The sequence below is a fragment of the Brevibacterium pigmentatum genome, from assembly GCF_011617465.1.
GTDB lineage: Bacteria > Actinomycetota > Actinomycetes > Actinomycetales > Brevibacteriaceae > Brevibacterium > Brevibacterium pigmentatum.
Genome location: NZ_CP050153.1, coordinates 3125508 through 3138389 on the forward strand (window position 1 = coordinate 3125508; position 12882 = coordinate 3138389).

The window sequence follows — 12882 nt, forward strand, 5'->3', positions numbered from 1 at the left end:
ACTCAGGCTATTGTCTCTCTGCTTTCGCGGCGAACGTGAGTGCGAATTCTTTCTTGCTGTCGGCAATCGCCTCGGCCTCGAAGGTGTTCTTCCACGTTCTCAGCAGTCGTTTCTGCTGGGCGATGACTGCACGGTCGGCCCGCGCGGTGTCGTGGAGGAGGGCGAGCGCGCGCTCTTCGGCCGAGGTTCTCCCACCTTTCGGCACCGCCCCTTCCCCTGACGGCACAGCTCCTTCCTCAACCGGGGAGGCCACCTCGGCGACGATGTCGTTGAGGAACCCGCAGGCCAGCATGTCCTCCGCGCTGAACCGGTTGCCGGTGAGGACGAATTCGGTCGCTTTCGTCCAGCCCATGAGGCGGTGGAGGTTGACCGATTCGAGTACCGAAGGGATGCCGATGCGCACTTCGGGCATCGAGTACCAGGAGTCGCTGCTGCCGATGCGGAAGTCCGCGGCCGCTGCGATCTCGGCCGCTCCGCCGATGCAGAAGCCGTCGATCGCGACGGCGACCGGAAGGTCGCAGCTCTTGATCGCTTCGCACACCTCGCCGAGGCGGCTGATCGTCTCGTAAGCCTGCGACGCACTCGTATGTGCGAACTGCGCGGTGTCCATTCCCGCCGAGAATCCGCGCCCACCGGCAGAGGTGAGGAGAACTGCGCGCAGATCTTCGTTCGCGCTCGCCTCGGTGAAGGCGTCGGTGAGTTGGCCCAGCATCTCCTCGGTCAGCGCGTTCGCCTGCTCCCGGTTGTCCATGGTGATGGTGAGGACGTCGTCGGTGCGGTCTTGCCTGATCATGCGGGACTCCTGTCGTTGAGCGGTTCCCGGCAGTTCTGGATCACCGAGGCGACGCCGGGCACTGAGTTGGCTCATTCCCAGAACCTACTCGACTCGCTCCCGCCCCTGTCCAGGCATCCCGCCCTGCGACCATCTGTTGTATCCAAGATGGATGCAAGTTAATGTGAGTGAGTCTTGACCACCACGACGACGTGAGACCACCATGACGAGCCACATCCGCGAACAGGCCAAACTCATCACCGCCCAGCTCCTCTCGGGAGCCGGCATCGCCTCCGGGTATGCCGTCGGCGGACTGCTCGCCGAAGAGATCACCGGCCAGACCTCGATGGCCGGATTCGCGCAGATGAGCGTCATCCTCGGCGCCGGGCTCATCGCCTACCCTCTCGCCGTGCTCGCCGGACGCTCCGGCCGCCGCAAGGCGCTGACCTCGGGCTTCGGCATCGGCACGCTCGGCGCCGTGGTCGTCCTCATCGGCGTCGCCCTGCAGTTCCTTCCCCTGTTCATGCTCGGGATGATGATGTGCGGGTCCTCGACCGCCTCCGGCCTGCAGGCCCGCTACGCCGCTGTCGACCTCGCCGACCCGGCCGCCGCCGGTCGCGCGATGTCACTGGTGGTGTGGGCGACGACCGTCGGCTCCGTCCTCGGCCCCAGCTTCACCGCCCCCGGCGCCCACCTCGGAGAGACACTGGGCATGAACGGCCTTGCCGGGCCCTACCTCATCTCGATGGTCGCGTTCGCGTTGGCCACGCTGTCGGCCTCGACGCTGACGAAGACGGTGGCAGCCGGCACCGACCACCCCGGCGAACCCGACTTCGATGATCCCAGCCACGGCGGAGAGGCCACGACCGAGGTCAACGCCAGCGCCGCCTCGGCGAGGGAACCCGCCGCGCCCAACGGATCTGCCACCGAGGCGACCGCCGCTGCCCCGATGAAACTCGGCGAAGCGCTGCGCTTCGCTCTGGCCCGCCCGGTGCCGCTGTTCGCGATGATCACGGTCATCGCGGGGCAGATGATGATGACCAACGTCATGGTCATGACCCCGGTGCACATGGATCATCAGGAGTTCAGCCTCGGCGCGATCGGCATCGTCGTGAGCATCCACATCGCCGGGATGTACGCCCTGTCCCCCGTGTTCGGCTGGATGGCCGACCGGTGGGGCTCGGGCGTCGTCATCGCAGGTGGGGCCGGTATCTTCGTCCTCACGATCGTCCTCGGCGTCATCGACGCTGTGGCCCCGGAGTCGTCGATGGCGCTGCTGTCGATCGCGCTGGTCCTGCTCGGAATCGGATGGTCGATGTTCCTCATCGGCGGATCGTCCCTGCTGACCGCCTCGGTGCCGGCACATGCGAAGGTGCCCCTGCAGGGCGCATCGGATTCGGCCATGAACCTCGGCGGGGCCCTCATGGCAGCGATGGCCGGGTCCGTGCTCGGCGCCGGCGGGTTCCTCTGGATCAATCTCATGGCCACGTTCGTCCTGCTCATCGCCGTCGGATTCTCGATTCGGGCGATCCCGCTCATGAGCTGGCCGGGACACCACACACCGGCCCTCGCCGAGGCAACCGACGAGTCACCGGAAGCACCGCCCCAGCCCGGCGGGGTCACCGCCGCAGAGGGCACGGACAGTCGGAACAAAGGCCGGGGATGAGCAGAGGATCCGAATCGCAGAGCGCGGCCGAACGCGCGTATTCCGACATCCGCGGCCAGATCCTCGACGGCGAACACCTGCCCGGGACGATGCTCGGCGAGGCCGCGCTGGCCACCGAGATCGGGGTCAGCCGCACCCCGGTGCGTGTGGCCCTGGCCCGTCTGCAGGACGAGGGGTGGATCCACATCTACCCCAAGCGCGGGGCGATCGTCCAAGGCATCGACGAACGCACCGTCGCCGAGCTCGCCGATGCCCGCTTCGTACTTGAGACGACCGCGGTCGAACGCGCCTCCGAACCCATGCGGCAGCGCTTAGCGGAGAAACTCGACGGTCTCATCACACAGCATCGCGCCGCCTTCGCCAAGGGGGATGTCGCCCGGTTCATCGAACTCACCCTGGAGTTCCACCGCGGCTTCGTCGAGGCAGGGGACAACCGGGTGATGCTCGAGATGTATTCGATGCTGTCAGACCGTCACCGGTTCACCTTGTTCATGAACAGCCGTCGCCTGCTCGAACGCTGTGATGAGATCATCGCCGAGCACGAAGACCTCGTCGCGCATCTGCGGGCCGGGGACTCCGCGGCCTTCGCCGAGACCTTGCAGGGGCATATCGCGGAGAACGCAGGCCCGGCGCACTGAGGCACCGACTACCCCTCTTGGCGGCCCACTCCAGGGCGAGCAGAGCCTTCCGAGCGACGTATTCTTCACGGCACGCTTTAAGTCGAGAAGCACTGATTTGAAACAGTGCTTCCTGACTCAAACCGTGCCGGGGCCGCTCCGTGGCCGCACGCGCCAGCCGCGCACTCACCACCTGCGTCGCGTACTCACCACGATCACCCGCCGCGCACTCGCCACGAACACCCGCCGCGCGCTCACCGCTTCCGCCACCGCCGCCTCGCCGAGGGGTTCCCCACTCTGCCACCCGGTCGTAGGCTGAGGTCATGGAGCACAGATATCTGGGAAACAGCGGACTCAAGATCTCCGAGATCACCTACGGCAACTGGCTCACGCACGGTTCGCAGGTGGAGAACGACACCGCCACGAAGTGCGTGCACGCCGCCCTCGATGCGGGCATCTCCACCTTCGACACCGCCGACGTCTACGCGAACACCGTCGCTGAACAGGTCCTCGGCGATGCGCTCAAGGGCCAACGACGCGAATCGCTCGAGATCTTCACGAAGGTCTACTTCCCCACCGGACCCAGGGGACACAATGACACCGGCCTGTCGCGCAAGCACATGATGGAGTCGATCAACGGCTCGCTGCGCCGACTCGGCACCGACTACGTCGACCTCTACCAGGCACACCGCTACGACTACGAGACCCCGTTGGAAGAGACGATGCAGGCCTTCGCCGACATCGTCCGCTCCGGCAAGGCCCTCTACATCGGCGTGAGCGAATGGAACGCCGACCAGCTGCGCGCCGCCCACCACCTGGCTAAGGACCTCGGCATCCAGCTGGTGTCGAACCAGCCGCAGTACAACATGCTCTGGCGCGTCATCGAAGAACGGGTCGTCCCGACGTCGAAGGAACTCGGCATCTCCCAGATCGTCTGGTCCCCGATCGCTCAGGGTGTCCTGACCGGCAAGTACAAACCCGGCCAACCGGTGCCCGAGGGATCGCGGGCGACCGATGAGGACGGCGGCGGCGCGGAGTCGATCAGGAGTCGCTATCTTCACGATGACAAACTGACAGCAGTGGCGAAGCTCGAACCGATCGCCGCCGAACTCGGGATCACGATGGCGCAGCTGGCGATCGCCTGGGTGCTCGCCAACGACAACGTCGCCACCGCCCTCGTCGGCGCCTCCCGCCCCGAGCAGATCGCCTCGAACGCCGAGGCGGCCGGAGCCACCCTCGACACGGACGTGCTCACCCGCATCGACGACATCCTCGGCGACCTGCCGGAGACCGACCCGAACAAGACTCAGTCGCCGGCCCGCCGCCTGACCTGACCCCTCACCGAGGCGGCCGACCGTCGTGATTCCGACCGCGGTCCCCATGTGGGGCCGCGGTCGGAATCTTCCACACCAGCGGTGGGTGGCCGGCACCCGGCCGGGAGATGAACTCGATGTATCTCACACCGACCCGGGACCACCTCGGCGGGGGCAGTGAGTTAAACTGCATAAAGCGTTTATATAACCAAGGAATTTACTTCCGGGCGCGAAGAGGGGCCGATTCAGCACACCGCGGCAAGCGGGCTGTCGCTGAAGGACGAGAAGAAACGCAGACGACGAACGGGTGAGGGGATGCCATTGGCGAACGGAGACGACATTCAGAAGGACCCGGCGGAAGGCACCCCGGTCAACCGGAACCTCGTACTTGCGGTGCTCGTCTCCGGCGCGTTCGTCATCATCCTCAACCAGACGCTGCTCAACACCGCACTGCCGGCGTTCATGCACTACTTCGACATCACTTCCGGCGCTGCACAGTGGGTGACGACGAGCTTCATGCTCGTCAACGGCATCATGATCCCGGTGACCGCGTTCCTCATCGAGAAGTTCACGACGCGCGGCCTGTTCTTCACCGCCATGGGCCTGTTCATCGTCGGCACCCTCGTCTGCGCGATCGCCCCGGTCTATCCGGTGATGCTCATCGGCCGTGTCATCCAGGCCTCGGCCGGCGGCATCATCATGCCGCTCATGCAGACGATTCTCTTCGCAATCTTCCCCGTCGAGAAGCGCGGTTCGGCGATGGGCACCTTCGGGCTCGTCATCGCCTTCGCCCCGGCCATCGGGCCCAGCCTCTCCGGCTGGATCGTCGATCACCTGCCGTGGCAGACGCTGTTCTACATGATGCTGCCGATCGCGATCATCGACCTCATCATCGCCTACTTCCTGCTCAAGAACGTCACCGAGCGGACCTTCCCCCGACTCGACGTCCTCTCAATCATCCTCTCCACCCTCGGCTTCGGCGGACTGCTGTTCGGCTTCGGCACCGCCGGTGATGCCGGCTGGATCAGCGCCGAGGTGCTCATTCCCCTGGTCATCGGCGCGATCACGCTGACGTTCTTCATCACTCGCCAGTTCAAGCTCGAGCAGCCGATCCTCGAGTTCCGCATCCTCCGCTACCGCATGTTCACTCTCAACACCCTGCTGGGCATGTGCGTGTTCATCGTCATGGTCGGCGGCATGATGGTCCTGCCGCTGTACATGCAGAACATGAATGACTTCTCCGCCATGGAGTCGGGCCTGGTCCTGCTTCCCGGCGCCGCGGTGATGGGGCTCATGTCGCCGGTGACCGGTCGCGTGTTCGACGCCATCGGCGCGAAATGGCTCGCCATCGCCGGCTTCGTCCTGCTCACCGGAACCACATTCCTCTTCGCGCGGCTCGAACCGGACACCTCGTTCGTCTACCTCGCTGTGGTCAACACGATCCGCATGTTCGGTGTCGCCATGGTGATGATGCCGGTGACCACAGCCGCGCTCAACCAGCTGCCCTCGCACCTCATCCCGCACGGCACGGCCCTGAACAACACGCTGCGGCAGATCGCCGCGTCGGTCGGCACCGCAGCGCTTGTGACGATCATGGTCTCGGCCGCGCGGAACCCGGAGACCTACGGCATGGCAGGCCTCGTCCACGGCGCGAACGTCGCCTTCTTCGTCGCCGCCTGCGTCGGCACCCTCGGCGTCATCGGCGCGTTCTTCATCAAGAACTCCCACGGACTCGAACCGGGACAGAAGAAGACCACCGGAAAGTGACCCCGGGGTCACCGCGCCTGCCGGACTGACCCGCCACCGACTCCGGACTGACCCGTCGGTGAGTCCGGGCCGACTCGTCAGTCGCTCTTGCCAGGACCCTTGCCCGCACCCTCGCCGAGGTGGCCCGCCACGATGCGCGCCTGCTTGAGTGCATCTTCGGGCTCCACTGCACCGCTGAGCACCAGAGTGGCGTACCCGTGGACGAGCGACCACGCAGCCACCCCGAAATCGGAGTCCGGCCCCGATCGGGTCTGCGCAACTCCGACCGAGAGCGCGGCCCACGCTCGCTGTCGGGCCGCGGCCAGTTCGGCATCGTCATCGTGGAGCAGCCTGGGCTGAAACATCACCGTGAAGTGAGACGGGCACGCGAGCGCGAATTCGACATACGCGACCCCGCGGGAAATGAGCCCGCCGTCGCCGACTGAGGCCATCGCTTCTGCCAGACGGTCGAATCCTTCAGCCGCGAGGGCCGTGAGCAGACCGGATTTGTCGCCGAAATGATAAGCCGGGGCAGCATTGGAGACTCCGGCCCGCTTCGCCAGAGCGCGCATGCTCAGCTTCGCCACTCCGCCCTCGGCAATCGCCGAGGCGGTCTCCGCCAACAGGGTCCGACGCAGATCCCCATGATGATAAGTCACAGTTCGATCGTACCGGAGCAAACTTTTCATTGACAAGATATGCGTCGGCGGCTTATCTTTTCACTGTAAAGATTCGTTGTGGCCGCGAGGCTGCGCCCATCGAAGGAGCCGCTCATGACACCCTTGCTCTTCCTGATCATCACGACTCTCATCGCCTACAGCATCGGGCGCTTCACCTCCGCAGCCGCCAAGCACGGCCTCGGCCCCTGGCCCGCAGCGATCCGATACGGGCTTGCCGTGATGTTCATCGTCACTGGCATCTCCCACTTCGTCGGCATGCGCGAGGCTCTCATCGATATGGTGCCGCCCTGGCTTCCCGGCGCTCCCGCCCTCGTCACGGTGACGGGAGTGCTCGAACTGCTCGGGGCCGTCGGCCTGCTGCTCGGACCGACTCGCCTGTGGGCAGCCAGCGGGCTGGGGCTGATGCTCATCCTCATGTTCCCGGCGAATGTGCATCTGGCGCTGACGGGCGAGAACCTCCCGTGGGACGACCATCTGCTGCCGCGCACGCTCATGCAGGTCCTTTTTCTGGCCGCGGTCCTCGCCGTGCTCATCCCGGAGATCCGGGCGCGGCGAGGCGCGCGAAGGCACCGCGAGTCGGATGCTGCGAAGAGGTCAGGCGCCGCGACGGATCCGGGCGTTCCGACGGATCCGTCCGCGCCCTGACACTCCAGGTCTACTTGCAGGGGCCTACTTGTAGTAGCCCTCGCGGAGGTTGATTCCGTGCTCGATCCAGACCTTCAGCGCCGAGAGCATTCCGGTCCAGCCCATGCAGTTGCCGAAGGCGCCCTGGGCTCCTCCCTCGGTGAGCTTCCAGGACTTCTCCGTGATCGTCACGAGAGTCCGCGCCCCGTCATCGACGGGAGTGAACTCGAAGGTCGTCGTCGTGTCCGTATCCACAGAGTCGTCGGACCCCTCCCAGCGGATGACGATCTTCTCGTCCTGAATGTTCTCGACGACCTCGACGGGGAATCTGCCCGGGAAGTCGGCGAAATCCCACGTGACTTCGGCTCCGGCTTCCAGACGGCCGCGGGCGCCGCCGGTCGTGAAGTAGTGCGAGAGCTGTTCGGGATCGGCAACCGCCTCGTAGGTTTCGTGCGGAGTCTTCGAGATATACCCGGTGACGGTGAAGGACAGCTCCTCCAGCGGGCGGGACTGATCAGTCTGCTCGGCGGGTGTGTTCTGGGTGCTCTGCTCATCGGTCATGTGATATTTTTACCACATGTCGCAGTTGGAGGGAACAGGTTCGGACGAATCCGATGACGCAGTGTTCAAAGCACTGGCCAACTCCACCCGCCGACGTGTCCTCGATCTGCTGAAGGCTCGTCCGCACACGACGGGCGAGGTCTGCGAAGCGTTTCCCGATCTCGATCGCACGACGGTGCTGCAGCATATTCGGGTGCTCGAAGGCGCCGATCTGGTCACGGGGCGCAAGGACGGACGCACACGCCTGCTGGCTCTGGCACCGCTGCCGATCAAACGAATCCATGACCGTTGGATCGGCGAGTACACACGCGCGGCCGTCGGACTGCTGGCGCAGCTCGATGACGATTCGCCGCGATGACCGGCTCAGCTGTGTCTACTGCCCCGCATCTGCAGCGTCCGCGCGATCCATGACAGTGCGCCTGCGAACAGCAGGAGCAGGGCACACACCAGGAAGGTCGATTGGGCTCCGAGGTAGGTGAAGCCGAGTCCGCCGACCACGCCGGCGATGGCCAGCCCGATGTCGAAGTTCATATTCCAGGCGACGCTGGCCCGGCTCGGCGAGCTGACCGAGGCGAAGGCCATGACGAGGCTCGCCGACTGCATGGCACCCAGCCCGAGCCCGATGATGAGCATGGCGACGAACAGCGCCGCACCGTAGGAGACGACAGCACAGACCAGGCCGATCGCTGTGAGGACGAGGCCCAGGATGTTGAGTGCGAACGGCGGGAAATTGTCCGAAATGGCTCCGACGACGAAGCGGCCGATGACCGCCGATACCTGCATACCCGCGATGAACAGCGCCGCCACCGCGACGTCCTCGCCCGGCCCGAAGCCGACGATGATCCCGAAGACGATCATGCCGACGAGGAACGGAGAGAGCATGAGGACGAGTCCGAGGGCCTCCCCCGCCCGGCGTCCCACCTTCCGCAGGCGCCGCTTCTCGTTGCGACCGGACCGCACCCCGACGGCCTCGCTGCCGCGCGCCGCATCTCCCGCATCGCCTTCCCCTCGCCGAGGCGACCGACCAGGTACGTATTTGAGCACCGTGGGGATGGCCAACAGCAGACAGGCACAGACGATGACACGGAAGATCCAGATCGGAATCGTCTCGACCAACCACAATCCCACCGGAGCACCGACGGCTGCCGCCAGGGACGTGATCCCACCGAAGAAGCCCAGCGCCTTGCCGATCCGCCCGGGTGAGGTCGTTCCCGGGACCGCCGCATTGGCAAGGACGACGAACAGCCCGAACCCGACGCCACCGCAGAGTCCGGCGAGGACGAGCGCCAACAGCGGCGGGCCGACGAAGAGACCGAGGAGCTGCCCGAGGAACTGCAGCACGAGCGCCATCAGCAGCGAGGCCTTGAAACCGAAAACCCGACCGGCCCACGGGGCGAAGGGCTGGGCGACGATGACACCGATCATCATCGTCGTCAGCACGGTCCCGCCGGTGACGGTCGACAGTCCGTCCGTCGACGCAATCGTCACCATCGTCGAATAGCTGAAGAAGAAGGCGGAGAACCCGAACATCGCCGTCCACACCAAGCCCAGCAGGGCCGGGGTGTACGTCGCCTGAGACGGCTGTTCGGGGTTCATAGTCTGAGGTTACGACATCGGCACTGCATCTGCCGTATCAGAATCGTCTGTCTCTCCTGCAGCGGAGAAGTGTTCACCTGCGCGTCAGAAACGTCGCCTATCATCGGTTCATGAACTCATCGGAACTCAGCTCGGACCTCAAGCGCGACGCTCCCAGCGGCACCATCGACACCGCCTTCGTCCTCAAGTTCGAACCGCTCTATGTCCTCACTGATCTCGAGTCAGAGATCTTCAATGACATCGGTCCGAAGACGAAGGTCCGCGAATCGTTCAAACGCAAGCATTTCCTCAAGGTCGCCGAGTGGAAGGCCATAGGAGTTCTGCCGAGCCTCGAAGAGATCTCGTCCGATGACATCGATTTCGTCACCGGCGTTGCCCTCGACGACGACACACCCAACCGCTTCCGTCTGCCGTTGCTGCAGATGCTGCCCGGAGTGGGAATCCCGATGGCCAGCACGCTGCTCACCGTCGTCAATCCCAAGAAGTTCTCCATCATGGATTCCCGGGCGCTGACCGTTCTGCACGATTTCAATCTCGTGTCCACGGACAATCCGGCGCAGATGGACTACCCGACCTACCGCAAACTCATGAAGTCCCTGGCCAAGGGCGCCAACTGCGCGCCGATCGACCTGTATCGGGCTCTCATCGCCTATTCGCGACGGGAACGGGACTGAGGCTGCAGTTCCCGGGCTCGGCTCTGCCGACGGTCAGGGAACGTCTGGTTCAGCCGTCAGCCGACGACCGTGCGGCTCTGCCGACAGCGTGGGAACGGACCGCACTCAGGCGGCAAGCTCCTGCAGACGCCTCTGCCAGAACACGATCTCCTCGGTCAGTCGGGCCGGGTCGAGACCATCCGCGTACTGGGTGAGCTCGTCCTCCTGCGTCGGTGACATGACTCCCGCTGCCCGCAGACGTTCGAACGGTGTGCGCGGTTCGTCGTAGATTCGCCGCTGCTCGCCATGACCGCCATCGGACCAGCCAGCCGGTTTGCGCGTGGGAGTGAAGTAATTGAGCCGGTCATCGACCGCGCGCCAGAGTCCGTTGAGTGCAGACCGGGCCTCGTCGGTGTCATAGCGGCGGATATTTGCGTACTCATGGACGAGATGCTGATGCCGCGACGCTTCCGGAAGTCGATCGCGGCGGAGATCTTTGAGCACCGGACTGAAGTGGATGTCCAGTCCCCGCGCCCACTTGTCGGTCGCCTCGTGGACGGTGTCATCGGCATTGCTCAGCTCGATGGCATTGACCCAGAAGGGAATCCCCTGCACCTCATCGAGTGACCATTGCAGCAGGTCCACCATGGTGTCCGGACCATTGTCGGCAAGACTGCGGGTGAAGACCCAACCGGTGTGCAGGCAGGAGGCGCTGATCGTGAACACACAGTTCGAGGCTCGGGTCGGTCCTGCGTGGGCGATGGTGTCGACGAGGAAGAACCCGGGTTCGTACTCGTTCGGTCCCGAAGCGAAGTCGAGGAAGTCTTCGCTGGGACTGGTGAACCGTTTCGTCGACACCCGACGGTCTCGGAAGTCCTCGGCTCGCGCGGTGCGCAGGTACCGGTCGATCGATGCCGGACTGACGGCGAGCAGCTCGGCCCGGACCTCGAGGCTGTAGCCGTCGCGGTCGGGCACCAGAGCGCCATGGCGTTCGGCCGCATCGAGCAGCTGCGGCATCACTGCGGCCAGGTACTTACCGCTCTGGAACCCGGACCATTCCCAGATCCGGACGAGGAGTGCACGCGATTCGGGTGAGTATTTGCAGCACCTCGACGACGGTTGGTCGGCGGGCGGATCATCGTAGGCATCGTCTTCTCCGACGCGGAAGGCCGCCAGGCGGCGCCGCGCATGGTCACGTGACCAACCGGTGAGGATCATGACCTCGTCGAGGATCCACCCTTTGTCCTTCTTCCGTGCCGACGAATACAACTCGAGATAGTCATCGACATCGAATTCTGTTTCAGTTGTCTCTGGGGAAGGAATGCTCTGAATATTCTGCTGATCGTGCATCAATTTTGTTAGTTCCTCCGATTTCGGGGAAGCCACTTCTTTGTTTTCGCTCTGCCCCGGAACGATTTGCATAATGCTATTCTGAGTTCAGGCAGGAGGTCTTCCTAAACGACAGAAGACGCAGAGATGTCACAGACTGCAGCACGACTGCTCGGGTTATTGTCACTGTTGATGGTGCCCCGAACCTGGTCGGGAACCGAATTGGCAGATCGTCTGGAAGTGAGTCCGCGGACCGTCCGGAACGATATCGGCACGCTCCGCGATATCGGCTATTCGATCGACGGCACACGCGGAACCGAGGGCGGATACCGTCTCACCTCCAACGGCGTGGGCATCCCGCCGCTCATGTTCGACGCAGATGAAGCGGTGGCGGTCGCCGTCGGCCTCCACTCGGGGCTGAGCTGCATCATCGGCGGAATGGAAGAGACCTCGGCACTGGCGCTGGCGAAGCTCGAGACCATTCTGCCCGCCGCAGTCCGAGCGCGGGTGCAGAGTCTCGCGCACTTCACTGTTCCGGTCGTCGGCAATCAGCCGATGCCGATTGTCGACCCCAACCTCATCGTCACTCTCATCGATCACTGTCGCCGGCGCGAACGCCTGCGCTTCGCGTATCTCGGTGAACCGTCCGACCACTCGCCCGGCAACACAGGCGACTCATGCGCCACAAGCCCAGGCGCAGCGGACCCAGACACAGGTGACTGCCCACAGCGGGACGACCCGAGCAGCGCCTCGGCACACGAGGTCCACCTGGAAGTCGAGGCCTACCGACTCGTCAATCGTCAGCACCGTTGGCACCTGCTGGCCTTCGATCCCAGGGCCGGGGACTGGCGAGTCTTCAGCGCAGAACGCATCGTGCCGAAGACCCCGAGCGGCCCCAGCTTCAGTCCACGTCCGCTGCCGGCCGAGGACATCGGTGACTTCGTCGAACGACACGCCACGGAACCCAGGTGGCGGCATTCGGCCCAGGTCGTCGTCGACGCCCCTGCGCCCACGGTGATGAAGAAGCTCGCGTCCGCCGAAGGCACGGTCGAGGCGCTCGAGGGCGACCGGTGTCTCGTCACTGTCGGCGGCCAGAGCCTGACCACGATGGCCCTGGCGCTGGCGCGTTTGGACACCGACTTCACCGTCGTCGACAGTCCCGACCTCCGCGAGTGCCTCCACCGGCTCTCGGTCCAACTCGGCCGCGCGGCCGATGACCAGGCGGTACCCGACAGCGCACCTTCCCGAGCGAAGAATGCGGCTCGCCGAGCAGCGAAATAGGGATAAAGTCACAACCCGGCATAAAAGCCTTTGTGCGAATATGT

13 protein-coding genes are annotated in these 12882 nt (G+C 64.8%); 8 read left to right on the forward strand and 5 right to left on the reverse strand.

Annotation, left to right across the window (positions count from 1 at the left end; all coding sequences use genetic code 11):
- Positions 1 to 7: 7 nt before the first annotated feature.
- Positions 8 to 793, reverse strand: coding sequence for an enoyl-CoA hydratase/isomerase family protein (locus GUY30_RS14205; protein WP_167198886.1), 786 nt, complete (start codon positions 791 to 793; stop codon positions 8 to 10).
- 202 nt (positions 794 to 995) lie between these two features.
- Between GUY30_RS14205 and GUY30_RS14210 the strand changes: the two genes are divergently transcribed.
- The 4 genes from GUY30_RS14210 (at position 996) to GUY30_RS14225 (ending at position 6135) form a co-directional block, all read left to right on the forward strand.
- Positions 996 to 2438 (forward strand): MFS transporter, encoded by a 1443-nt coding sequence (locus GUY30_RS14210; RefSeq protein WP_167198889.1) that lies wholly within the window; start codon positions 996 to 998, stop codon positions 2436 to 2438.
- Entirely contained in the window at positions 2435 to 3076 is a 642-nt protein-coding gene (locus tag GUY30_RS14215; RefSeq protein WP_167198892.1) for a GntR family transcriptional regulator, read from the forward strand. Before GUY30_RS14210 ends, GUY30_RS14215 begins: the two co-directional genes overlap by 4 nt.
- Before the next feature lie 302 nt (positions 3077 to 3378).
- On the forward strand, positions 3379 to 4389 hold the full coding sequence (locus tag GUY30_RS14220; RefSeq protein WP_167198895.1) for an aldo/keto reductase family protein: 1011 nt from the start codon (positions 3379 to 3381) through the stop codon (positions 4387 to 4389).
- 300 nt (positions 4390 to 4689) lie between these two features.
- Positions 4690 to 6135, forward strand: coding sequence for an MDR family MFS transporter (locus GUY30_RS14225; protein ID WP_228281383.1), 1446 nt, complete (start codon positions 4690 to 4692; stop codon positions 6133 to 6135).
- A gap of 77 nt (positions 6136 to 6212) precedes the next feature.
- Here GUY30_RS14225 and GUY30_RS14230 read toward each other — a convergent pair whose 3' ends face one another.
- Positions 6213 to 6773, reverse strand: coding sequence for a TetR/AcrR family transcriptional regulator (locus GUY30_RS14230; RefSeq protein ID WP_167198902.1), 561 nt, complete (start codon positions 6771 to 6773; stop codon positions 6213 to 6215).
- 114 nt (positions 6774 to 6887) lie between these two features.
- Here GUY30_RS14230 and GUY30_RS14235 point away from each other — a divergent pair, with 114 nt between their 5' ends.
- The gene (locus GUY30_RS14235; protein WP_167198905.1) at positions 6888 to 7439 is read left to right on the forward strand and encodes a DoxX family protein; all 552 of its coding nucleotides are present in this window, start codon (positions 6888 to 6890) and stop codon (positions 7437 to 7439) included.
- 24 nt (positions 7440 to 7463) lie between these two features.
- Here GUY30_RS14235 and GUY30_RS14240 read toward each other — a convergent pair whose 3' ends face one another.
- On the reverse strand, positions 7464 to 7979 hold the full coding sequence (locus tag GUY30_RS14240) for an SRPBCC domain-containing protein (protein ID WP_167198908.1): 516 nt from the start codon (positions 7977 to 7979) through the stop codon (positions 7464 to 7466).
- A gap of 16 nt (positions 7980 to 7995) precedes the next feature.
- On the opposite strand from GUY30_RS14240, the gene GUY30_RS14245 reads away from it, so the two are divergent.
- Positions 7996 to 8337, forward strand: coding sequence for an ArsR/SmtB family transcription factor (locus GUY30_RS14245; RefSeq protein ID WP_167198911.1), 342 nt, complete (start codon positions 7996 to 7998; stop codon positions 8335 to 8337).
- Positions 8338 to 8342: 5 nt separating this feature from the next.
- Here the strand turns inward: GUY30_RS14245 and GUY30_RS14250 are convergent, their stop codons facing one another.
- Positions 8343 to 9575, reverse strand: coding sequence for an MFS transporter (locus GUY30_RS14250; protein ID WP_167198914.1), 1233 nt, complete (start codon positions 9573 to 9575; stop codon positions 8343 to 8345).
- A gap of 110 nt (positions 9576 to 9685) precedes the next feature.
- On the opposite strand from GUY30_RS14250, the gene GUY30_RS14255 reads away from it, so the two are divergent.
- Entirely contained in the window at positions 9686 to 10249 is a 564-nt protein-coding gene (locus GUY30_RS14255) for a hypothetical protein (protein ID WP_167198917.1), read from the forward strand.
- Positions 10250 to 10354: 105 nt separating this feature from the next.
- Here GUY30_RS14255 and GUY30_RS14260 read toward each other — a convergent pair whose 3' ends face one another.
- The gene (locus GUY30_RS14260; protein WP_167198919.1) at positions 10355 to 11497 is read right to left on the reverse strand and encodes an integrase; all 1143 of its coding nucleotides are present in this window, start codon (positions 11495 to 11497) and stop codon (positions 10355 to 10357) included.
- A gap of 207 nt (positions 11498 to 11704) precedes the next feature.
- On the opposite strand from GUY30_RS14260, the gene GUY30_RS14265 reads away from it, so the two are divergent.
- Complete coding sequence (locus GUY30_RS14265; protein WP_228281384.1) at positions 11705 to 12838, forward strand: helix-turn-helix transcriptional regulator; 1134 nt, start codon at positions 11705 to 11707, stop codon at positions 12836 to 12838.
- Positions 12839 to 12882: the final 44 nt, after the last annotated feature.